General features: G+C 73.0%; 22 protein-coding genes and 1 pseudogene. 14 read left to right on the forward strand and 9 right to left on the reverse strand.

Annotated elements, in window-relative coordinates:
• Window positions 1–43: 43 nt before the first annotated feature.
• The gene (locus DP939_RS28840; protein WP_113983970.1) at window positions 44–1,318 is read right to left on the reverse strand and encodes an alpha/beta hydrolase; all 1,275 of its coding nucleotides are present in this window, start codon (window positions 1,316–1,318) and stop codon (window positions 44–46) included.
• Window positions 1,319–1,378: 60 nt separating this feature from the next.
• Here DP939_RS28840 and DP939_RS28845 point away from each other — a divergent pair, with 60 nt between their 5' ends.
• From DP939_RS28845 to DP939_RS49380, 3 genes and pseudogenes are all read left to right on the forward strand, one after another.
• The gene (locus DP939_RS28845; RefSeq protein ID WP_113983971.1) at window positions 1,379–1,966 is read left to right on the forward strand and encodes a helix-turn-helix domain-containing protein; all 588 of its coding nucleotides are present in this window, start codon (window positions 1,379–1,381) and stop codon (window positions 1,964–1,966) included.
• 129 nt (window positions 1,967–2,095) lie between these two features.
• Entirely contained in the window at window positions 2,096–2,584 is a 489-nt protein-coding gene (locus DP939_RS28850) for a VOC family protein (RefSeq protein ID WP_113983972.1), read from the forward strand.
• A gap of 311 nt (window positions 2,585–2,895) precedes the next feature.
• Window positions 2,896–3,276, forward strand: a pseudogene (locus DP939_RS49380) (class I SAM-dependent methyltransferase); the annotation flags it as partial.
• Window positions 3,277–3,384: 108 nt separating this feature from the next.
• Here DP939_RS49380 and DP939_RS28860 read toward each other — a convergent pair.
• On the reverse strand, window positions 3,385–4,005 hold the full coding sequence (locus DP939_RS28860) for a TetR/AcrR family transcriptional regulator (RefSeq protein WP_113983974.1): 621 nt from the start codon (window positions 4,003–4,005) through the stop codon (window positions 3,385–3,387).
• A gap of 100 nt (window positions 4,006–4,105) precedes the next feature.
• On the opposite strand from DP939_RS28860, the gene DP939_RS28865 reads away from it, so the two are divergent.
• The 3 genes from DP939_RS28865 to DP939_RS28870 are packed head-to-tail and all read left to right on the forward strand — an operon-like array spanning window position 4,106 to window position 5,695.
• On the forward strand, window positions 4,106–4,732 hold the full coding sequence (locus tag DP939_RS28865; RefSeq protein ID WP_225878555.1) for an alpha/beta fold hydrolase: 627 nt from the start codon (window positions 4,106–4,108) through the stop codon (window positions 4,730–4,732).
• A gap of 4 nt (window positions 4,733–4,736) precedes the next feature.
• Window positions 4,737–4,883 (forward strand): hypothetical protein, encoded by a 147-nt coding sequence (locus tag DP939_RS48105; RefSeq protein WP_225878556.1) that lies wholly within the window; start codon window positions 4,737–4,739, stop codon window positions 4,881–4,883.
• 23 nt (window positions 4,884–4,906) lie between these two features.
• Complete coding sequence (locus DP939_RS28870; RefSeq protein ID WP_113983975.1) at window positions 4,907–5,695, forward strand: MerR family transcriptional regulator; 789 nt, start codon at window positions 4,907–4,909, stop codon at window positions 5,693–5,695.
• A 15-nt stretch (window positions 5,696–5,710) separates the two neighbouring features.
• Here the strand turns inward: DP939_RS28870 and DP939_RS28875 are convergent, their stop codons facing one another.
• Complete coding sequence (locus tag DP939_RS28875) at window positions 5,711–8,362, reverse strand: helix-turn-helix transcriptional regulator (RefSeq protein WP_113983976.1); 2,652 nt, start codon at window positions 8,360–8,362, stop codon at window positions 5,711–5,713.
• A 178-nt stretch (window positions 8,363–8,540) separates the two neighbouring features.
• Here DP939_RS28875 and DP939_RS28880 point away from each other — a divergent pair, with 178 nt between their 5' ends.
• The 4 genes from DP939_RS28880 to DP939_RS28895 all read left to right on the forward strand — a co-directional run bounded on the left by DP939_RS28880 (window position 8,541) and on the right by DP939_RS28895 (window position 11,924).
• Window positions 8,541–9,971, forward strand: coding sequence for an MFS transporter (locus tag DP939_RS28880; protein WP_225878557.1), 1,431 nt, complete (start codon window positions 8,541–8,543; stop codon window positions 9,969–9,971).
• Between the two features lie 61 nt (window positions 9,972–10,032).
• Window positions 10,033–10,527 carry a toxin-antitoxin system HicB family antitoxin gene (locus DP939_RS28885; RefSeq protein WP_113983978.1) on the forward strand — a complete coding sequence of 165 codons (495 nt, stop codon included), beginning with the start codon at window positions 10,033–10,035 and terminating at the stop codon, window positions 10,525–10,527.
• Between the two features lie 69 nt (window positions 10,528–10,596).
• The gene (locus DP939_RS28890; RefSeq protein WP_113983979.1) at window positions 10,597–11,439 is read left to right on the forward strand and encodes a DUF4097 family beta strand repeat-containing protein; all 843 of its coding nucleotides are present in this window, start codon (window positions 10,597–10,599) and stop codon (window positions 11,437–11,439) included.
• A 131-nt stretch (window positions 11,440–11,570) separates the two neighbouring features.
• The gene (locus tag DP939_RS28895) at window positions 11,571–11,924 is read left to right on the forward strand and encodes a YciI family protein (RefSeq protein WP_225878568.1); all 354 of its coding nucleotides are present in this window, start codon (window positions 11,571–11,573) and stop codon (window positions 11,922–11,924) included.
• Between the two features lie 25 nt (window positions 11,925–11,949).
• Here the strand turns inward: DP939_RS28895 and DP939_RS28900 are convergent, their stop codons facing one another.
• Window positions 11,950–12,930: a helix-turn-helix transcriptional regulator gene (locus tag DP939_RS28900; RefSeq protein ID WP_113983981.1), complete on the reverse strand. Its 981-nt coding sequence runs from the start codon at window positions 12,928–12,930 to the stop codon at window positions 11,950–11,952.
• A 102-nt stretch (window positions 12,931–13,032) separates the two neighbouring features.
• Between DP939_RS28900 and DP939_RS28905 the strand changes: the two genes are divergently transcribed.
• A complete protein-coding gene (locus DP939_RS28905) occupies window positions 13,033–13,428 on the forward strand; it encodes a RidA family protein (protein ID WP_199565497.1) in 396 nt (131 codons plus the stop codon).
• 34 nt (window positions 13,429–13,462) lie between these two features.
• Here the strand turns inward: DP939_RS28905 and DP939_RS28910 are convergent, their stop codons facing one another.
• Together DP939_RS28910 and DP939_RS28915 are read right to left on the reverse strand one after the other, a co-directional pair.
• Window positions 13,463–14,146 carry a response regulator gene (locus DP939_RS28910; RefSeq protein ID WP_113983983.1) on the reverse strand — a complete coding sequence of 228 codons (684 nt, stop codon included), beginning with the start codon at window positions 14,144–14,146 and terminating at the stop codon, window positions 13,463–13,465.
• A gap of 2 nt (window positions 14,147–14,148) precedes the next feature.
• Window positions 14,149–15,276 carry a sensor histidine kinase gene (locus tag DP939_RS28915; RefSeq protein ID WP_113983984.1) on the reverse strand — a complete coding sequence of 376 codons (1,128 nt, stop codon included), beginning with the start codon at window positions 15,274–15,276 and terminating at the stop codon, window positions 14,149–14,151.
• 153 nt (window positions 15,277–15,429) lie between these two features.
• Between DP939_RS28915 and DP939_RS28920 the strand changes: the two genes are divergently transcribed.
• Both DP939_RS28920 and DP939_RS28925 read left to right on the forward strand, forming a co-directional pair.
• A complete protein-coding gene (locus tag DP939_RS28920) occupies window positions 15,430–15,666 on the forward strand; it encodes a hypothetical protein (protein WP_113983985.1) in 237 nt (78 codons plus the stop codon).
• Window positions 15,667–15,690: 24 nt separating this feature from the next.
• Window positions 15,691–17,175, forward strand: a complete 1,485-nt coding sequence (locus DP939_RS28925) for an alpha/beta hydrolase (protein WP_113983986.1) — start codon at window positions 15,691–15,693, stop codon at window positions 17,173–17,175.
• Between the two features lie 2 nt (window positions 17,176–17,177).
• Here DP939_RS28925 and DP939_RS28930 read toward each other — a convergent pair whose 3' ends face one another.
• The 3 genes from DP939_RS28930 to DP939_RS28940 all read right to left on the reverse strand — a co-directional run bounded on the left by DP939_RS28930 (window position 17,178) and on the right by DP939_RS28940 (window position 20,648).
• Window positions 17,178–18,716, reverse strand: coding sequence for an alpha/beta hydrolase (locus DP939_RS28930; protein WP_199565484.1), 1,539 nt, complete (start codon window positions 18,714–18,716; stop codon window positions 17,178–17,180).
• A gap of 181 nt (window positions 18,717–18,897) precedes the next feature.
• A complete protein-coding gene (locus tag DP939_RS28935; protein WP_113983987.1) occupies window positions 18,898–19,701 on the reverse strand; it encodes an ABC transporter permease in 804 nt (267 codons plus the stop codon).
• Window positions 19,698–20,648, reverse strand: a complete 951-nt coding sequence (locus DP939_RS28940; RefSeq protein WP_113983988.1) for an ATP-binding cassette domain-containing protein — start codon at window positions 20,646–20,648, stop codon at window positions 19,698–19,700. The genes DP939_RS28935 and DP939_RS28940 overlap by 4 nt, the downstream gene beginning before the upstream one ends.
• A gap of 84 nt (window positions 20,649–20,732) precedes the next feature.
• On the opposite strand from DP939_RS28940, the gene DP939_RS28945 reads away from it, so the two are divergent.
• Window positions 20,733–21,497 (forward strand): TetR/AcrR family transcriptional regulator, encoded by a 765-nt coding sequence (locus DP939_RS28945; protein ID WP_113983989.1) that lies wholly within the window; start codon window positions 20,733–20,735, stop codon window positions 21,495–21,497.
• Window positions 21,498–21,573: the final 76 nt, after the last annotated feature.

Consider the following 21,573-nt stretch of genomic DNA (forward strand, 5'->3'; position numbering starts at 1 on the left):
AGGACGGCGGAGATTCCCCGAGCGATTCGCCTCAGTGGGGCCCTTACCGGCCCGCCCTTCGGCCCTGCTTCATCAGCCACTCGGCGACGTCGGCGACCACCTGCGGGTCGACGTGCTGTGCCCGCGCGTAGTCGGAGGGCGTGGACGGGCCGGCGCCCGGGAAGAACAGGTGATCGTCAGCGTCGTAGACGCGGATCGTGACACCCGGCCGGTGCTCCAGCCCCGCCTGCCACCGTACGAGATCGTCCTGGACGGTCACCTGGTAGTCCCGGCCGCCCTGGAGGATGAGCATCGGCCGGCCCAGCGCCGCCGCCGTGGCCACCGGATCGTATTCGCGCAGGTCCAGCCAGTAGGAGCCGGGCCACAATCCGAGCGGTAGATCCGCGGCGGGGGTGGCGGCGGACAAGTCCGGGCTGCCGGCCAGTGCGGCCTGCCGCGTCACGGTCTCCAGCAGATCCGCCATCTGGGGATCGCCGCTCAACGACGCCAGATGGCCGATCACCCGCACGGCGGCCCGATGCATCGGCTCGGCGTCCCCCGCCATGATCACCAACCCGGCCACCGACGGCTCCGCCGCCGCCACCCGCGGTGCCGCCTTTCCCCCCATGCTGTGCCCGGCCACGAAGACCCGCGCGGCGTCCACGCCCGGCAGGCTCTGCAGGAGGCGGACCGCCTGGACCGCGTGCGGTACGTACTCCTCGGCCATGGTGAACTCTTCGAGCTCGGCCACCTGCGCGGCATGCGCATAGGTCACCTTGTCGAACCGCACGACCGCCACGCCCCGGCAGGCAAGCCCCCACGCCAGGTCCTTGAGCGGCTTGTTCGGCCCGCTGGTGGCGTCGCGGTCGAACGGCCCTCCCCCGCTGAGCAGCACCACGCCAGGCCACGGGCCGCGCCCTCGCGGCAGGCTCAGCGTCCCGGGCACGGCCAGTGCCCCGGAGCCGAGCACGATCTGCCGTTCCCCGAATTCGTCCGGGCGGGCGTAGGGCGGGGCCTCCCAGCCCGCGGCCGCGAACTGCAATCCGCTCAGCAGCCCGGCGTCGTCCAGCGACATCACCACCGTGAACCCGCCGCGCTCGGCGGTCATCGCCACACTCACCCGGGTCTGCCCTGAACCGCCGGGCTCGCTCACCGGATCACCGACGGCCGAGACCGGCCCTGTCCTGCCCACCTCGGCGGCCCACGCCTCGCGTAGCGCAGTCGCCGACACCTGCGCCCGCAACGGCGCAGAGAAGAGGTCCGCCACCTCGCCGAAGCGCTGTTCGTTCAGCATGCGGGCCACCGCCTGCCCGATCGCGACGGGATCGCCTGTCGTCATCGCCCATCCCCACCTTTCTCATTCTTTGCGAAAGGTAGCACACCGTGAGATCGTAGGGATGTGGACCCTTTCGAATTGCTCGGACACCCGGTACGGCTGCGTATCGTGCACGCGATGCGCGGGAGGCACACCCTGACGACCGCCCAGTTGTGCGAGCGCATCTCCGACGTCTCTAAGGCCACCGTCTACCGGCACATCGACCTTCTCGCCGCCGGAGGGATCCTGGAGGTGGCCGGCGAGCAACGCGTCAGGGGAGCCGTCGAACGCCACTACCGGCTTCGCCATGATCGAGCCACGATCGGCCCCGACCTCACCGGCTCACTGACCCTCGACGACCACCGGCGCGGTTTCGCCGTCGCCATGGCCGCCCTCATCGCCGAGTTCAACGCCTACCTCGGCCGGGACGGCGCCGACCCGGCCGCCGACCTCGTCGGGTACCGCCAGCACGCCGTCTGGCTCAGCCGGGACGAACTGCTGGAGATGATCGGTCGGCTGCGCGAGGCGATCGCGCCCAAGCTGGCCAACCCGCCCGCACCGGACCGCAGCCAATACCTGATCAGCCCGGTTCTGTTCCCCCTGGAGGAACCGGAGCGAGATACCGGCGAGCCGGAACCGCCTCTCCCCCGGCCCGCTCGCGCCCCTCGATAGCGTCTGACCCGATGTTCACCCGCCCTGGGTGATGACCTCCCGCTGCCGGGCAACTGACTCCAGTCGGGTACATGCGAGACCGGCCCCCGCCGACGCGGAGGAGGCGGCGGCGAACGGGAGGGATCGGCGATGACCGTTTCCAGCGCTCCGATGGACCTCACCCGGGCCGCCCACGTCGGGATCTCGGTCTCGGACCTGGACGCGTCGATCGCGTTCTACCGGGCGCTCACCGGGCGGGAGCCGGTCGCGGAGGGGACCATGAGCAGTGCGCCGTTCGGCAGGACCCAGGGGCTGCCCACCGCGAAACTGCGCTACGCCACGATCAACCTGGACGGGCTCGGCATCGACCTCATCCAGTTCCAGGAACCGGCCGGTGAACGCACGAACGGGAGGGCCAACCGCCCCGGTTCCATGCACCTGTGCTTCAAGGTGGACGACTTCGACGCGGTCTACCGGCGCATGAAGGACGCCGGTTACGACTTCCTCGGCGACGACTACACCTTCGCCGAAGGCGAGGTCACCCCCGACGCGGCGCTCGGCACCCAGGTCGCCTACTTCAACGACCCGGACGGCACCAATCTGGAGATCATCCACCCGAAGGGCGGATTCTCCAACTGAATCCGATGCCGCGCCTCGGCCGGAAGTACCACTCGCCGGCGGGACCGGAGTACCGGAAAACGCCGTGATGTCAGGAGCCGGGTCTCAGCCGGAGATCATGCCCGTCGCCGATGATTCGAGGCCCGGATGTCAGCAGGCTGAAATGCATGCCCGACATCCACGACCGCCTGCACCGGACGTTCTTCCGAGCCGTTTCGCTGCTTTCCGCCCGCGCGCAGGGCCGCCTGCTCCACCTCTTCTTCCAATGGGTCCATCAGGCCCCCGATCCATGGCGCTATGAAACCGAGCCGTACGAGATCGGCAAATACGAGATGACGTTGCGCCACATACCCGACCGCCCCTACCGGAGGGCCCTTGACGTGGGCTGCAGCGAAGGGGCGTTCACCCGCAGGCTGGCCCGTGCGTTTCCGCAGGCCGAATGCCTGGGCGTGGACGTCTCGGATCACGCCATCAGCAGGGCGGCGGCGAAGGCGGCCGGGTCCGCGAGATTCGCGGCACTCGATTTTCTCAACGAGGATCCCGGCGGCATGTTCGATCTGGTCGTCTGTGCTGAAATGCTGTATTACGTCGGTCGCGGTGAACGGCTGCGGCTGGTCTTCGAGCGGTTTCGCACCTTCATGGCGCCGGGCGGGGTATTGGTGCTGGTTCACGAATGGCCGGAGGCGCGCCGCCTCTACCGGCACCTGGACGAGAGTCCCGGTTTCCGCAAAATGGCCGAGCATCCCTGTGAGCATCCGGAGCGCTCGTACGCCGTCACGGTGTACGAACGCGTGGAGCCCGCCTCCACGGGGCCGGAACGGTCACGCCGGGCGATGGGCGCCGGTGAAGGTCCCGGTCAGGCAGTGCTGGACGAGCGGGCCGAACCGGGTCACCAGCTCATCGACCGACGCGGAGGCCACCGGCTCGATCCGCACGATGTACCGCGCCACGGCCAGCCCCAGGATCTGGACGGCCACCATCCCCGCCCGCTCGGCGGCATCCGGCGTGTCGAGCATCGCCGCCAGCCGCCCGGTGAACTCCCGGTCGATGTACTCCAGGAGCAGCGCTTCTGACTCGTCGTGGGTGGCGGCCGAGCGGGTGAGCGTCAGCAGCGGGGCGCGGTCGGATCGCTCGATGCTCTCCACGACCGTGCGGATCATGCGCTCGCCGATGCCGTCCAGGCCACCGGCGAAGACCGACTCGATGGCCGGCGGGACGTGCTCGGACATCTCCAGGGCCGCGCCGAACAGGCCCTGCTTGGTGCCGAAGAAGTAGAACACCATCGCCGCGTCGACCCCGGCCTCGGCGGCGACCGCCCGCACGGTCGTGCCACCGTAGCCGTGCTCGTGGAACAGCTTGCGGGCGGCGGCCAGGATCCGCTGCCTGCTCTCCGCGCCGGTCCGCCAGCGCCCCGGCCGGCCGTGGGTCTTGGGTTCTGTCATGGCGCGGGCAGTCTATCGAAACGTTTCTTCACCGCCCGATCGAGTTTCCCGCGAGCACGGGGTTTGACCTTGACCTTAGGTCAGGGTCCACGCTGAACGAGTGACCTACTTCGACTCCCCCTGGACCGGCATGGTGCCGGTCGATGACACCGCGCTGGCCGTGACCGACACCGGCGGGCCGGGCCGCCCGGTGATCTACCTCAACGGCCAGTTCGCCACTCAGGCGTACTGGCGGCGCGTCATCGCCGACCTCGGCGGCGAGTACCGGCACATCACCTATGACATGCGGGCCCGCGGCCGGTCGCGGCGTTCGGCCGCGGCCGCCTCGTTCCGGACGCACGTCCGCGACATCGACATCGTCCTCGCGGCCAGGGGCGTGGACCGGCCGATCGTGGTCGGCTGGTCCTACGGTGCGGCGGTCGCGGTGCACTGGGCCGCCCGCAACCCGGACCACGCACTCGGGGTGGTGTCCGTGGACGGCGCCTACCCGCACGACTATCCCGACGCTCCCCCGGAACGGGTCCGGCAGTGGTGGGGCCGGCTGCGCCCGCTGCTGCCGCTGCTGTCCAGGCTGGGCATGGCCGCGAAGATGTCCGCCGAGCAGCACGCCCGGAGCAACATCGAACTGATCGAGATCAGCGCCGCCCTCGGCCCGATCCTGGACGGCCTGACCTTGCCCGGTCCGGTACGTGGTCGCCACGGGCGCCAACCTCGGCGGCGGCCATGATGAAATGGAGAGCGCGCGCGCCACCCTCACCCCGGTGCTCGCCCGCAACCCCAACATCACGAGCACGAAGGTCGCCGGCAACCACAGCAAGATCGTGCGCAAGGACTTCCGCGCCATCGCGGACGCGGTCCGCGGGCTCGCCGGCACCTGATGATCACGAGGTCGGCAGGGCACATGACGGACGGCGTCACGATCGGCCAGGCGGCGGCGTTCGCCGGCGTCACGGTGAAGACCATCCGGCACTACCACCAGCACAGGCTGATCGACGAACCCCGGCGCGACGGTTCGGGCTACCGGCGCTACGGATCGGCCGACCTGCTGCGGCTGGTCCAGATCCGGACGCTGGCCGCCGCCGGCGTACCGCTGGCCGAGGTCAGGGCGATACTCGACGCCGACCCCGACCGGTTCGCCGCCGCCCTCGTCGACGTCGAACGTCGCCTCACCGACCGGATCGACGACCTCATCGCGCGGCGTGAGACTCTGCACCGGCTCGCCACCGGCGACCGCGCCCTGCTGCCCGGCCGCGCGCTCGCCCTCCTGGACAGGGCCGCCGCTCTCGGCTTCACCCCGGATGAGGTGACGACGGCCCGGGAGGGCCTGGTACTGATCAAGGCCCTGGTGCCGGAGGGCTTCGACGACTACATCGACCGGATCCAGCGCGCCCTCGACGATCCCGGGTACACGTCCTTGATCAAACGCATGTGGCGCGCCGCCGACTGGGAGCCGGACGACCCTCGCATCGACGAACTCGCCACGGCCATCGCCGGCCACTTCCTGGCCCATCCCGAACTGCTGCCCATCCCCGCCGGGCTCCAGGCCCGCACCGACAGCGCGATCCGCTACAGCCTGCTCACCCACCACGGCCAGGAGCGGAAGCCGGCCTGGACCCGGCTGACCGCGCTGATCGAAACGCGGCTGCGCTCGGCCGGCATCGGCCTCGCGGGCACCCGGGACCGGACCTAGGCGGGTGATCCCCACCTACCGCCCGGCCAGGTCGAGGGCGGCGAGTTCGCGGCGCGAGGTGACCCCGAGCTTGGGATATGCCTTGTACAGGTGGTACTCGACGGTCCTGCGGCTGAGGAACAGGCGGGCCCCGATCTCACGGCTGCTGTGTCCCTCGGCGGCCAGCCGGATCACCTGCAGTTCCTGGGAGGTCAGCCGGTCGGTCAGCACGGCGGCGGCCGGGCGGGAGGCGTGCGTGTCATCGCCCGCGGCCCGGAGTTCGGTACGGGTCCGCTCGATCCACGGGGCGGCCCCCAGTCGCTCGAACGTCGCCAGCGCCGACCGCAGCGGCGCGCGGGCCGCCGACCGGCGGCGGGCGCGGCGCAGCCACTCGCCGTAGAGAAGTTCGGTGCGGGCCCGCTCGAACGGCCGCCCGCCCTGCCGGTGCAGTTCCAGCGCCCGCAGGTACGCCTCCTCCCCCTCCCCGAGCAGCGCCGCGCAGCGGGCGGCCACCGCCAGCGCCCAGGGAATCCCGCCGCCCTCGGCCCACGCGCGAAAGCGCCGCAGCGGCGCCTCGGCCTCCTGCGGCCGGCCCAGCCGGACGGCGGCCTCGATGTGGTCGGCGGCCGATGCCATGAGCACCGAGACGTGCCGGCCGGGCCCCCGCCAGGCCGAGGCCAGGCGGCGCAGCGCCTGCTCGGGGCGGCCCAGCGACAGGTCGAGCAGGCTGAGCGCGCAGTCGGCGGCGACGCGGCTGGAGTCGGTCGCGGCGTGGGCCAGACCCCGGCAGCGTTCCTCATCGCCCTCGATCGCGGCGATCCAGGCGAGCACCACGTCCAATTCTTCCGCCCTGCGGCGAAGACCGGTGTCACGGGCGATGGCGGCGGCCTCGGCGACCGAGGCGATGGCGTCCCGGTGCAGGCCCACGCGGGTCTGGGCCTGCGCCTGGGCCTGCAACACCGGTGGCAGCCGCGCGATGAGCCCCTTGGTCCGGTACTCCTCGATCTCGGCGGCGGCCAGGGTGAGGGTGGACTCGTCGTCCCCGAGGATCACACTGCCGTAGATGGCCCGCAGCCGGTCGCCCCCGTCGCGAGGGGTCTTCCTGGCGCTTTCCACGTGCTCGGCGAGGAGCGGCAGGCCGCGGCCGGGGTCGCCGTCGAGCAGGTGGGCCATCCCCTGCACGGACGCGTCGGCGCGGCCCAGTTCGCGAAGCCGCGCGGCGGCGGCGCGGATCGGGTCGGGGCGGCCGGAGAACCACGCGTGACCGGCGGCGGTCCGCAGCATCTCGGCGGCGGCGTCCGGTTCGGCGTGCCGGGCCCGCTCGATGAGGATTTCGGCGGCGCGGCCCGGTTCGCCCCGCTCGAACTCCACGGCCGAGCGCACCCGGGCCAGGTCGTCCCGTCCGCCGTGGTGGCCGGTGAAGAGCGGTTCGGCGCGCAGCGCGAGATCGGCCGCCTGCTCGGTACGCCCGGCCAGCAGCGCCGCGGCGGCGGCCTCGGCCAGCCGCTCGGCCCGCACGTGCTCGGCGGGCGTGAGCGCGGCGGCGCGTTCGTAGAGGCGGGCGGCCGAGGCGTAGGCGGTGCGCCGCCGGGCGCGCCCGGCGGCGTCGGCGAGTTCGGCCGCCACCTGGTCGTCGGGGGCGGTCGTGAGCGCCAGCAGGTGGTTGGCCCGGCAGTCGGGGACGTCGGTCTCCTCGGCCAGCGCCCGGTGCACGGCGATCCGGTCGGCGAAGGAGGCGCCCTGGTAGGCGGCCGTCGCGATCAGCGGGTGCCGGAAGGTCACGGCGTCCGCGCCGACGCGCAGCAGCCCGGCCCGTTCGGCCCGCTCCAGGTCCTCCGGCCCGGTCTCCAGGCGCTTGGCGGCGCGCAGCAGTACGGCCGGCGTGCTCCGCCCTCCGGTGGCGGCCAGCAGGGTGACCAGCCGGACCGGCTCGGGCAGCGCGGCCAGGCGCGCGCCGAACGCGGCGAGCACCCGGTCGGCGACCGGCAGCCGTTCGGCCTCCGGCCGGTCGCCCGGGTGCGCGCCCTGCCCGGCGGCGAACTCGACGAGCGCGAGCGGGTTGCCCGCCGACTCGGCGATGATCCGGTCCCGCAGGTCTGGAGCGAAGGCCCAACCGGCCAGCAGGTCCGCGGCGACGCGCCCGTCCAGCCTGGGCAGCCGCAGTTCGGCCGCGCCGGCGGCGGCGAAGCCGTCCTCGTCCCTGGCGGCGAACACCATGGCCACGCCTTCGGCGGCCAGTCGCCGCGCGGCGAACAGCAGCGCGTCCGCGCTGGCCTGGTCCAGCCAGTGGGCGTCGTCCACCAGGCACAGCAGCGGACCGGACTCGGCCAGCTCGGCCAGCAGCGTCAAGGTGGCCAGGCCCGTGCTGAACCGGTCGGCGGCCTCGGCGGGCCCCTGGCCCAGTACCGCGCGCAGCGCGCCCGCCTGCGGGGCGGGCAGCGCGCCGATGTGCCGCTGGATCGGCCACAGCAACTGCACCAGCCCGGCGAAGGGCAGCTCCGACTCGGCCTCCACGCCCTGGACGCGCAGCACCCGCATGCCGGAGGCGGTCCCGGCCGCCCAGTCCAGCAGCGCGGTCTTGCCGATGCCCGCCTCGCCGCGCAGCACGACGACGCCGCTCCGGCCGGCGCGGGCGGCGTCCAGCAGCTTGCCGAGTTCCGCTTGCTGGGCGGTTCTGCCGTACAGCACGTCGTGCAGAACCCGATGAACAGGGCTGATATTCCGAAACGTTACGGATTCGGCCCGTAATGCCTGGTTCGTAGCGTCATCTCGTCGCGTCGTTGACCTGCCGCCCGCCCGCCCGCGCGACGACCTGACGGCGGGACCGGCACACCCGAGATCATGTGCGGAGTTCGTGATGTCGCAGATGAGTCCACGAGCGGGATGGAGCCTGGCGCTGCTGGCGCTCGGCCATCTCATGACCAGCCTGGACTTCACCATCATTTATGTGGCGCTGCCTGAACTGGGGGCCGACATCGGCTTTTCCGCCCACTCGCTGCAGTGGGTGGTCAGCGTCTACGCCGTCTTCTACGGCGGTTTCCTGCTCCTCGGCGGGCGGCTTTCCGACCTGCTCGGCCGCCGCCGGATGTTCGTGCTCGGCATGGCCCTGTACGCGGTCGCCTCGGTGCTCGGCGGCCTGGCCACCACGCCGCAGATGCTGCTCGGCGCCCGCGTCCTGCAGGGCCTGGGCGGCGCGGTGCTGTTCCCGGCCGTGCTCTCGCTGGTCAACACCACCTTCGCCGAGGGCAGGGAACGCAACCGCGCCCTGACGGTGTGGGCGATGGCGGGCGCGGGCGGCCTGAGCATCGGCTCGCTGGCCGGTGGCGTGCTCACCCAGGCGCTGGGCTGGGAGGCCGTCTTCTACGTGAACGTGCCGCCCGCCGTCATCGGCATCATCGCCGCGCTGCGGCTGCTGCCCGCCGACGGGCGCGTCGCCGCGGGGCGCGTGGACATCCCCGGCGCGCTGACCGGCACGGCCGGTGTCACGTTGCTGATCTTCGCGATCGCCCAGGGGTCGGAGGCGGGCTGGACGCCCATCGCCGTCGCCGCGGCGGTGCTGTCGCCGGTACTGATCGCCGTGTTCCTCATCCTGCAGGCGCGCGGGAGGCAGCCGCTGATGCCGCTGCGGTTGTTCGGCAACCGGGCGCACCGCGCGGCGGTGGTGATCATCTTGGTGTTCGGGCTGACCATGCAGGCCGTACCCTACTTCCTGACCATGTACTTCCAAGGCGTGCTCGGGTTCTCGGCGCTGCAGACGGGTGTGGCGTTCCTGGGGCCCACACTGATGATCACCTTCGCCAACTACATCAGCGAAAGGCTCGTCCACCGGCTGGGCACCCGGACCACGCTGATCATCGGCATCCTGCTGAACGCCCTCGGCGGCGTCCTGCTGGGCCTCGGGTTCACCGCCGACGGCTCCTACCTCACGGTGCTGGCCGGGATCGTGGTGGTCGGCCTGGGGATGGGCGTGACCTACGAGGGTATGTGGATCGCCGCGGGGACCGGCGTGCCCGCGGCTGACCAGGGGCTCGCCTCCGGGGTGGCCTCCACGGCGCTGCAGGTGGGCGCGGGGGCGGGGCTCGCCGTCCTGGTGGCCGTGGCCAACGCGGGGCTGGGCGGGCTTCAGGGTGAGGGGCTGCGCGTGGCCATGGCCGGAGGCATGCGCGACGCGGCGTTCGTGATCGGCGCGGGCGCCTTGCCGGCCATTCTGGCCGCGGTCGCACTCCCCCGCCGCACGGCCGAACAGGCCGCCTCGGCGACCGTCACGGCCGAGTCGGCCCCGGCGGGCAAGGGGTGACGCCATCGTGGAGCAGCGCGTGGAAGTTGCGTTGACGCCACGATGACGTCATAGTGGTGCCATGGATCTGATGCCGTACGTCGACCGGCTCCGCAGTGAGCTGGCGGCCGCCGCCGCGACCGGTGGGGAGGAGTCCCGTGCCGTGGCCGAGCGGCTGACCGGGGCGCTGGAGCCGGCTGCCCGGCTCGCCCTGCTCGAAGCGCTGTCCGCGGCCGCGGGCGAGATCACCAGCGATCTCGCGCCGGGCTCGGTCGAGGTGCGGCTGCGCGGGCGCGACCCGCGCTTCGTGGTGACCGTGCCGCCCTCGCACTCCGCGCCGCCGCCGTACGGCCAGGCCCCCGAACCGGCACCGCCCGTCCCCGACGCCGACGAAGGCGGCACGGCACGCGTCTCGCTGCGCGTCCCCGAGCAGCTGAAGACGCGCGTCGAGGAGGCCGCCGGCCGGGCGGGCCTGTCGCTCAACGCCTGGCTGGTGCGGGCCCTGACCGCCGCGGTCCAGGGAGAGGAGCCCCGGCGGCAGCAGAGCGGGCACCGCTACACCGGCTGGGTCCGTTAACCCCGACCACCCCCAGACGCCGGCCCCGCCGGGGCGGAACGGCCCCGCGACCATGAAGGAGGGCACGCCGTGCCAGCATTCGACACGCCCGAGCCGATCTCCGCCACGATCTCGATCGGCACCGGCAGTGTCCGGATCAACGCCGGCGACCGCGGCGACACCCTCGTCGAGGTGCGCCCCAGCGACGCGTTCAACGACGCCGACGTACGGGCCGCCGAGCAGGCCAAGGTCGAGTTCTCCCAGGGCCACCTGCTGGTGAAGGCGGCCAGGGGCCGGACGATCTCGCTGTTCGGGTGGGGCGGCTCGGTCGAGGTGACCATCGACCTGCCGGCCGGATCGCGCGTCGAGGCCGACGCGGCGGCCGACATCCACGTCCAGGGCAGGCTGGCCGACTCCACCTTCAGGACCGGCAGCGGCGACATCTGGCTGGACCGCACCGGCAGGCTGCGCGCCGACAGCGCCAACGGCGACATCACCGTGTCGGCGACCCAGGGGGCCACCGACATCACCGCCGCCAACGGCGCGATCAGGGTCGGCAAGATCGACGGCACCGCCGTGGTCAAGAGCGCCAACGGCGGCATCACCGTCGGCGAGGTGACCGGCGACAGCCGGTTGAGCACCGCCTACGGCGACATATCGGTGGGCCTGGCCCTGGCCTCGGTCGATGCCCGGACCTCGACCGGCGGCATCCGCGTCGGCGAGGCCGTGCGCGGCTCGATCACCCTGGAGACCGGCTACGGCGACCTGGAGGTCGGCATCCGCGCGGGCAGCGCCGCCTGGCTCGACGTGAGCGCGCCCTACGGCGGGGTGCGCACGTCCCTTTCGGCGGCGGACGGCCCGCTGCCCTCCGAAGAGACCGTCGAGGTGCGCGCGGGCACCTCCTACGGCGAGATCTTCATCCACCGCGCCTGACCCGCGCCCCCGCCCGGCGGAGATCGTCCTTTCCGGGTTTCTTACCGGCCGGATGTCGAGGACGGCCGGACGTCTCCGATCTACTGATGAAAGCCGCCAGGACGACGCTGAGGAGCGGAGCCGTGAAGTACATGCTCATGATCTACAACAACCCGGCCATCTGGGAGGCCCTGCCGGAGCAGGAACGCGAGTCGGCGATGGCCGAGGCGGGCGCGCTGATGGCCGAGTTGGAGAGCACCGGCGAGTGGATCGGCGGCGAGGCGCTGGCGGACCCGTCCACCAGCAGGACGGTACGCGTGCGCGAGGGGGTGCCCGCCGTCACCGACGGCCCCTACCTGGAGGCCAAGGAGCACCTGGCCGGATACTGCCTGGTCGAGTGCGAGAGCCTGGAGCGGGCCACCGAGATCGCCGCGCGCTGGCCGGACGCCCGCTACACCGGCATGGAGGTCCGGCCGCTGATGAACGGCGCGGGCATGGAGATGTGACCGTTCACCGCGTCGGCCGCGACCGTCAGGATGACGCCTCGTAGCGGGCGGCGATCGCGGCGGCGCGGTCGCGCAGGGAGTCGCGCAGCCACTGCGGGCTCAGGGCTTCGGCGTCCGTGGTGAGCTGCCACAGCGCCCATTCGGCGTGCCAGGCGTCCTGGTAGGTCACCTCCAGCCGGAGCCAGCCGTCCGCGTCGGATTCCGTGCCGGGGTCTTCGGCGCGGACGGCCACCGCGGTGCCCGCCAGTTGGTCTCGCCGGGACGGCTTCACCCGCACCCGCACGGGGATCTGGTCGGGCAGGAACCGCGCGCAGCGTTCGCGCCAGAGCCGGTCCAGGTCGACCTCCGCCGGTCGCTGCGCCGGTTCGGGCAGTTCCTCGGCGGCCAGCATCCGCGACAGCCGGTAGGTGCGGTCCTCGCCGGATCTGGTGGCCAGCAGGTAGGCCCGGTCGCGTACGGTGACCAGGCCGATCGGGTCCACCGTGCGCCACTGCGGCGCCCGGCCCATGGCCGCGTAGTGGATGCGCAGCTTGCGTCCGGCCAGCACCGCGCTACGGACCTCGATCATCGTGGCGTCGGGCACGTCCTCGGTGGCCGGCCTGCGGGAGAGCAGGTCGGTCTCCGGGTCGATGAGGAACCGCCGGGCCGCGTCACTGGCAGTGGCCCGATGGCCTTCCGGCAGCGCGTCGGCCACCTTGCGCAACGCCGAGGCGAGCGCCGGACCGAGGCCGAACACCTGCTCGCCGCGCCCCGATCCGGCGGCCAGCAGGGCAAGGGCCTCGTCGTGGTTCAGCCCGGTCAGCTCGGTGCGGAAGCCGGGTGACAGCGCGAAGCCGCCGTGCCTGCCGCGCTCGGCGTAGACGGGGACGCCCGCCGCGGACAGCGCCTCGATGTCGCGCAGCACCGTGCGGGTGGACACCCCCAGCTCGCGGGCCAGCGCGGTCGCGCTCAACCGGCCGCGCTGGCGCAGCAGCAGCACCAGCGACACCAACCGGTCGGCACGCATAGCGAGAAATTTACCGGAATACACGACAAAGGATGTCGTGATTCGCTGGGAGGCTTGCCACCGCGACATCAACCAACGCGATCGTATGGAGTCGATATGGCAGTGCAGCGGACGGCGGTCAACCCGTGGCCGTGGTCGGTGGAGCTGGGGTACAACCAGGGCGAGCTGGTCTCCGGGCAGACCCGGACCCTGTACTGCTCCGGGCAGACCGCGATGAGCGCCGAGGGCAAGCCCGAGCACGCCGATGACATGGCCGGGCAACTGGCATCGAGCCTGGACAACCTGGAGGCCGTGCTCGGCGAGGCCGGGATGACCCTGGCCGACCTCGTCCGGCTCAACGTCTACACCACCGACGTCGATCTGCTCTTCCAGCACTACGGCGTGCTGGCGTCGAGGCTGGGCGCCGCCGGAGTGGCGCCGTCCACCACGATGCTCGGGGTGACCCGGCTGGCGATCCCCGGCCTGATGGTCGAACTGGAGGGCACCGCCGTCGCCTGAGGTGACCGGCCCCGCCCCCGGGCGGGGCTCCTCGCTAGTCCGGGACCAGCCCGGCCCGGTGCGCGAGGATCGCGGCCTGCACCCTGTTGTCCAGCCCGAGACGCGTCAGGATGCGGTTGACCCGGCCTTTCACGGTGGCCTCTGTGACCTGGAGGCTGCCGGCGATCTGCGCGTTGGACAGGCCGCGCGCGACCAGGATGAGCACGTGCAGCTCGCGGTCGGTGAGCGCGCCGAGCCGATCGGCGCCCGGCCTTTGCGCCCCGCCGGGCAGGAGCCCGGCGGGCAGCCCGCTGAAGGCGCTGATCAGGCGCTTGGCGACGGTGGGCGCCAGCATCGCCTGCCCGTCGGCGACGACGCGGATGGCCTGGGCGAGTTCGTCGGGCTCGCTGTTCTTGAGCAGGAAGCCGTCGGCCCCCGCGTGCAGCGCGGCGTAGACGTACTCGTCGAGGTCGAAGGTGGTGAGCACCAGGACGCGCGGCGGCGGGCCGGGGTGCGGCCAGGACGCGGTGATCCGCCGGGTCGCCTCCACGCCGGTCGTACCGGGCATGCGCACGTCCATCAGGATCACGTCCGGCCGCAGCTCGGCCGCGCGGGTCACCGCCTCCTCGCCGTCCGCGGCCTCGCCGATCACCTTCAGGCCCGTACGGCGGTCGATGACCACGCGCAGCGCCGTGCGGACGATCTCCTGATCGTCCGCGATCAGGATCCGGATCGTCATCCTCACACCGTCCCGACGGGCAGGATCACGCGCACCCGCCAGCCGCCCCGCGCGGTCGCGGCGGCGTCGATGGTGCCCTCCAGCAGCGCGGCCCGCTCGCGCATGCCGATCAGCCCCAGGCCGGTGCCGGGCGCGGAACGGTGATCGGCGGCGGGCGGCCCGTTGTCCACGACGATCGACAGCTCGCCGCCGGAGACGCGGACGCGGACGTCCACCTCGACGGGACCGGCGTGTTTGAGCACGTTGGTCAGCGCCTCCTGGACGATCCGATAGGCGCAGACCTCCACCGCGGGCGGCAGATCTGCGGCCTTCTCATCGAGCGAGGCGCGGACCCGGCAGCCGGCCGCCACCGCCGCCTCGGTCAGCATGTCCAGGTGCCGCAGGGACGGCTCGGGCGACGGCCGGCCGGGGTCGGTGGCGAGCAGTCCCAGCAGCCTGCGCATCTCGCTCAGCGCGACGTCGGCCGTCTCGCCGATCCTGCGGGCCCCGTCGCGGGCGAGCACCGGGTCATCGGCGAGCACATCGGTCACCGCCCTGCTCTGTACCGCGATGGCGCTCACGTGGTGGGCGACCACGTCGTGCAGGTCGCGGGCGATGCGGGCGCGCTCGGCGGTGACCGCCCTGGCGGTGCTGATCTCCCGTTCCGCGGCCAGCCTGCGGGTCAGCTCGCGCAGGCGTTCGGCGTCCGCCCTGATCCGGCGCTGGCCGCTGCCCGCCGCCCACGCCGCGACCTGGACCGAAATCAGCACGAACGCCTCCACCGCCTGCAGCCGGCCGGTGACCAGCCTCGGCGAGACCTCCGCCGCGACCGAGAGCGCGATCGCGGCCAGGCTCCACGGCCAGGCGACATGACGGGCGACGGTGTAGACGGCCACCGCCAGGTACAACGGGCCCGCGCTCAGCCGCTCCTCGCCCAGGGTGAGGACCTGCTCGGCCGCGAACGCCGCGGCCGTGACGCCCAGCACCGGCCAGGGCGAGAGGCGGCGGACGGCCAGCGGGACGGTCTGCAGCAACCCGAGGCCGACCACCGCCGGGCTCGCCGTCCCCTGCGGGGAGACCACCGCCCAGAGGGCCAGTACGGCGGCGAGCGCCGCGTCACCGGCCCAGGCGCGTAACCGAGGTCCATGCATCGATCACAGCTTAGGCGCGCGCGTGCGGGTCGGGCCCGCTCACGGATCGAAGGTTCCGCCGGTGCGGCGCGGTTCCGCCTGGAGGGGGAGCACCGGTTCGGCGCTGGTGCGGAGGTACGGCGACCTTGATCACCGTAGCGTCGAACGCGGGAGGTGAGTCACCGTGCGACTCCACTGCGCGCCTTCGCCTACACCTTCGGCAAGTTCCTGAGCAACCTGATGGTGCCGACCGCGATGGCGCTCGCCCTGGCCGTCACCGCGCTGGTGATGGTCGTGGTCAGGGGCGAGGCCCCGGGCATCGACCTGGCGGCGCTCTACCTGCCGATCCTGCTGTCCACGCTGCCCATGCCGGCGGGGGCGGTGGCACGCCACCCGCTGACCAATCACTGATTTCTCATCGAAGGAGACACCACCATGCCGAAACGGCACTTACCTCTCGCGCTCACGCTCGGCGCCGTGCTGGCCGCCCTCGCGCCGGTCCCGCCCGCATCCGCCTCCGCGGACGCCTGCCCGGTCGTGGACGGAACGGCCGCGCGGTGCGGAAACGTCACCGTGCCGCTGATCCGGTCCGACCCCGCCGCGGGCACCACCCGCGTCGCCTACGCCCTGCTGCCCCGCACCCGCACGAGCCGCCCCGCGGCCGGTACGGTCATGCTGGTGCCCGGCGGACCCGGCGACCCGGCCATCGCCCAGGCACAGGACTTCGCCACGACCACGGCGGCGCTGCGCGCCGACCATGACCTGCTGCTGGTCGACCCGCGCGGCATCGGCCGCTCCCAGCGGCACGACTGCGGCCTCCCCGCGGACTACCTGCGGCTGTCCTACGAGCGCCAGACCGACGAGGTCGGCAGGTGCGGACGGCGGTTCGGGGCCAAGGCGCGGGCGTTCACCTCGGCGGAACTGGCCGACGACCTGGACGCCGTACGGGAACACCTCGGCATCGACCGGGTCTTCCCTTACGGCCTTTCCTACGGCACCTACCTGAGCACCATCTACGCCGCGCGGCACCCCGGCCACACCCAGGGCATCGTCCAGTCCGGGGCCTACCCCGTGCGCTTCGACCCGCTGGCCCGCCCCGGCGCGCAGACCGTGGAGCGGGCGCTGCGGCGCCTGTGCGCCCGCAGCGGCGGCGCCTGCCGCGGTGAAGAGGCGGTCGCGAACCTCAAGCGGCTCGCCGCCCGCCTGCGGCACAAGCCCATCCCCTTCCGGATCGAGGTCTCCGGCCGCCCCCGGACCATGAAGCTCGGCGAACGCATGCTCGCCCTGATGCACCTGTACGTGGCCAGCCTCGGCGGCGTCCCGCACGCCTGGACCGAACTGCCCGCCGCGGTCGCGGAGGCGGTCGCGGGGGACACGAGGGCGCTCATCGCCCTGGCCCAGAAGGTGAGCGAGCAGCTGGGGCGGTCCCTGCCGCCCGAGTCGCGGGCGGTCCTGGCCATGTCCGTGTCGATCCAGTGCAACGACTACCCGGCCGTGTGGGACCGGAAGACCCCGCCCTCCCGCCGTCCCGCCGTTCTGGCCAAGGCCCTGCGGCGGGCCGAGGGGGAGTTCGGGCCGTTCAGCGCGCGAAGCTGGTACGAGGCGTTCAACGAGAACTACAACTGCCAGAAGTGGCCGGGCGCCCTCGGCCCCGCCGAGCCGGGTCCCGCCCCCGGCGTCCCGGTGCTCGTGCTGTCCGGCGAACTCGACACCAACACCCCCGTTCCGCAGGGACGTGAGGCGGCGGCGCAGTTCCCTTCAGCCACGTTCGTCGAGGTCCCCTCCGCCGGGCACGTGCCCACCGAGGAGGACAGCGGCTGCGCGGCCCGGCTGGCGGCCACCTTCATCCGCACCGGCTCCACCGGCGACCGCTCCTGCCTGAAGTCCATCCCGCCCCTGCCGGTCCGCCGCACCCGCTGATGTCAGCCCGCCGGAGCGCCGCCCGCCTCGCAGGTCAGGTCGCCGCCGGGCAGGACACCGTCGATCAGGTACCGGTTGACGGCGGTGTCCACGCAGCCGTTGCCCGCCACGAGATAGGCGCCGTGCCGGTGGGCCCCGCGAAGGGTGATCATGCGGGAACCGGCCAGCGCCCGGTGCATGGCCTGCTGCTCGGGATAGGTCGTGGCGGGGTCGCCGTCGGCACCGGTGATCAGCACGGGGACGTCGTTGGCGACCGTGGTGGGGGCCTCCACCGGCGTGATGGGCCAGAACGCGCACGGGGTGATGTTCTGGGCCAGCGGCCCGAACAGCGGCTCGGCGGCCCGGAGGGCCTGGATGTCGCGATAGTAGGTCTCCGGGTCGCGGGCGGCGGCCCGGTCGGCGCAGAAGATCGAGATCTGCGCGCCGGAGCCCGGGTCGGCGGCCATGTGCGTGAAGAAGTCCTTCAGCGACGGCGTGGGAACGGCAGGGCCGCCGCGGGCGGCGGCGGCCAGCACCCGCACCTCGGCGGCGAAGCCCGCGTACGCCTCCGCGGTGTCGCTGTAGAGGCGCGTGAAGTACAGCAGGGGGACGTGGCGGGAGTCGATCCGGTACTCCCCGATCCGCAGCGGACGCCGGGCGGCGGCCCGGTCGATGCCCGCCACGGTGGCCAGGACCTCGGCCGTGGTGGCGCCCAGCCCGTACTCGCCGTCGCGCCCGGCGGCCCACCCGGCCCAGCTCCGCAGCGCGGCGCTGGACGCCGGGGCGTTCCCGCCCATCGGGCCCGGCCCGCGAACCGCCGGGTCCTCCGCGCTGTCCAGCACGAACCGGTCGGCCCGCTCGCCGAACAACTGCGTGTAGACCGCGCCCAGATAGGTGCCGTAGGAGTAGCCGAGGTAGGACAGCTTGGGCTCGCCCAGGGCGGCGCGGATCACGTCCATGTCGCGGGCGGTGTTGCGGGTGGAGGCGTACGGCAGCACGTCGCGATAGTCGCGCGCGCACCCGGCCGCCAGCCTGCGCATCGTGGCCGCGCTCCGGTCGAAGGTACGGCGGTCCGGCCCCGCGGACTGGAGGTAGGTGCCGATCTTCCAGTCGCACGTGATCGGCGTGCTGCGGCCCACGAAACGCGGATCCATCCCGATCACGTCATAACGGGCGCCGAGGGCGGGCACGGCCTGGCCGAGGGTCGCCAGCGCCAGCCCGGACTCCCCCGGGCCGCCGGGGTTGGTCAGCAGGACGCCCCGCCGCCTCGCCGGGTCGGCGGCCTTGACCCTGGAGATCGCCACCGAGATGGTCCGCCCCCAGGGCCTGCGGTAGTCCAGCGGGACGACGACCTCGGCGCACCGGGCGCCCGCCGCGTCCAGGGCCTCGCCCGTCTTGTCGCCGGGTGCCGTCCGGCAGCCGTGCCAGTCGAGTTCTTGCCGGTGGAAGGGGGCCGGCCGGTCGGCTCCGAAACGGCTTTCCGCCTGGGCCGGGGCGACGCTCAGGCCGGTGGCGGCCAGCACGAGGGCGGCCAGGGCGGCGGTGCGATGCGACTGCGGCAACGGGGGCTCCCTGCTCGATGGCTGAGGTAGGAGGGGGCGGTCGCACGGGCGACCCGCCTCCCGCGTACGACGCTAGGGCGAGCGACGTACGCGTACCTCGGCACCGCGGCCGAACCCGCCTTCCCCCTCCCGGCGGAACCCCGCCGCCGCAGCGGAACTTTCGATCCGCCGCCGCGGGCGCTCAGCGGTTCAGGTCGCGGTAGCGCCGGGTGGCCAGCGGGGCGAACACGGCGATCAGCACGAGCGGCCAGGCCAGCGCGAGCGCGATGGCGTGTTCGGCGGCGAAGGAGGCGGCCGCCGGTCCCGGATTGCCGAACAGGTCCCGGACCGCCGCGACGGTGGCCGACAGCGGGTTCCACTCCGCCACCGCCGCCAGCCAGGCGGGCATCGTCTCCGGCGGCACGAACGTGTTGGACACGAACGCCAGCGGCCAGACCAGGATCTGCATCGCCGTCAGCATCTCCGGCCTGCCCACCACCAGCCCGAGCCAGATGCCGACCCACAACATCGCCAAGCGCAGCAGGAGCAGCAGCCCGAACGCGGCCAGCGCCCGCCCCGCGCCCTCGTGGAAGCGCCAGCCGACGGCCAGCCCGCAGATCACCATCACGGCCAGGCCGAGAACGGAGTTGAGCAGGTCGGCGACGCTGCGCCCGGCCACGACCGCCGAACCGCTCATCGGCATGGACCGGAAGCGGTCGGTGACGCCCTTGGCCGCGTCCCCCGCCACCGCGGCGAAGGTCGTCTCGATGCCGAACAGCATGGTCATCGCGAACATGCCGGGCATCAGGAACTCCCGGTAGTCGCCGCCGCCCGGCAGCGCGACGGCCCCGCCGAACAGGTAGCCGAACATCAGCACGATCATCACGGGGAACAGCAGCCCGATCACGATCTGCGCGGGCTGGTTGACCCAGTGCGTCAGGTCGCGGCGGGTGATCGTCCAGGTGTCGGCGACGGCCCAGCCGAGCCGTCCGAACATCGCGGTCATGACCGCCCTCCCGTCAGGGTCAGGAACACCTCGTCGAGCGTCGGCCGGCGCACCGCGATGTCCTCGGCGGCGATGTCGCGTTCGCGCAGGGCCCGGGTCAGGTCGCCGAGCGCGGCCACCCGTTCCTCCACCGGGACGCTGACCCGGCGGACGGCGGGCTCGGCGTGCGGCTCACCGAGGCCCACCTTGGCCAGGATCTCGGTGACGGCCGCGAGGTCACGGCGTTCGCGTACGACCACGTCGATGCGGTCGCCGCCGATCTGTGACTTCAGCTCCTCGGGTGTGCCGCGGGCGATGACCCGCCCGTGGTCGATGACGCAGATCATGCCGGCCAGGCGGTCGGCCTCCTCCAGGTACTGGGTGGTGAGCAGTACGGTGGTGCCGCTCGCGACCAGGTCGCGCACGGCGTCCCACATCTCGTTGCGCGCGCCGGGGTCCAGGCCGGTGGTGGGCTCGTCCAGGAACAGCACCTTGGGGCGCAGGATCAGCCCGGCGGCCAGGTCGAGCCGCCGCCGCATGCCGCCGGAGTAGCGACCGGCGGGTTTTCGGCCGGTGCCGGCCAGGCCGAAGCGCTCCAGCAGTTCGTCCGCGCGGCGGGCGGCGGCCGCACTCCCCAGGTGGGAGAGCCGGGCGAACATCTCCAGGTTCTGCCGTCCGCTGAGCTGTTCGTCCACGGCGGCGTGCTGGCCGACCAGGCCGATGCTGCGCCGTACGCCGGCCGGGTCGCGGGCCACGTCGATGCCGGCCACCAGGGCACGGCCCGCGTCGGCGCGCAGCAGCGTCGACAGGATCCGCACGGCGGTGGTCTTGCCCGCCCCGTTGGGCCCGAGCAGGCCGCACACCGCGCCGGCCGGGACGTCGAGGTCCAGCCCGTCCAGCGCGGCGGACCCGCGATAGCTCTTGCGCAGGCCCTCGGTCAGTACGGCGGGGCAGGGGGAATCGCTCATCACACCTCCTAAACTCTTTACGCCGTAGAGAGTAGCATGGAACAACGTACAGCGTAGAGAGTTTTTGGCGGGGACAATGTGAGGATGACGACCGAGTACAGCGGCAGCGGTGACCCACGGCGCAGCATCGAACTGCTGTGGGGCGTCCAGGAGCGTCCGCGGCGCGGCCCCAAGCCGAAGCTGACCGTGCCGCAGATCGCCGCGGTGGCCGTCGCCGTCGCCGACCAGGAAGGGCTCGCCGCGCTGTCCATGCGCCGCCTGGCCGAACAGCTCGGCGTCACCGCGATGTCGCTGTACACCTACGTCCCCGGCAAGGCCGAGCTGATCGACCTGATGCTCGACACCGTCAACGGCGAGCCGGACATGCCCGCCGACCTGCCCGGCGGCTGGCGCGGGCGGCTGCGGCACATCGCCTGCCAGAACCGCGCGATGTACCTGCGCCACCCCTGGCTGCTCCAGGTCGCCACCAGCCGCCCGCCGCTCGGCCCCAACCTGGTCGCCAAGTACGACTACGAGCTGCGGGCCCTGGACGGCATCGGCCTGACCGACGTGGAGATGGACCTGACGCTCTCGATGATCAACGACTATGTGCACGGCGCGGCCAGGGGCGCGCTGCACGCCGTGCAGGTCCGCGACAGTTCCGAGGTCACCGACCAGGAGTGGTGGGAGCGGGCCGCGCCCGTGCTGTCCAAGGTCCTGCGGCCCGAGCGCTACCCGACCGCCTCGCGGGTGGGGGTGGCCGCCGGTCAGGAGTTCGACGCGGCGTACGACCCCGAGCGGTCCTTCGCCTTCGGCCTGGACCGGCTCCTGGACGGTGTGGCGGCCCTGATCGCCGCCCGCACGGACTGACCCGGGCCGTGTCCGGTACGGCGTGCCCGCTCCGACGTTCCTCGCGAGCGCCGCCGGCAAGGGGGGCGCGCCGAGA

The organism is Spongiactinospora rosea (assembly GCF_003315795.1).
GTDB lineage: Bacteria > Actinomycetota > Actinomycetes > Streptosporangiales > Streptosporangiaceae > Spongiactinospora > Spongiactinospora rosea.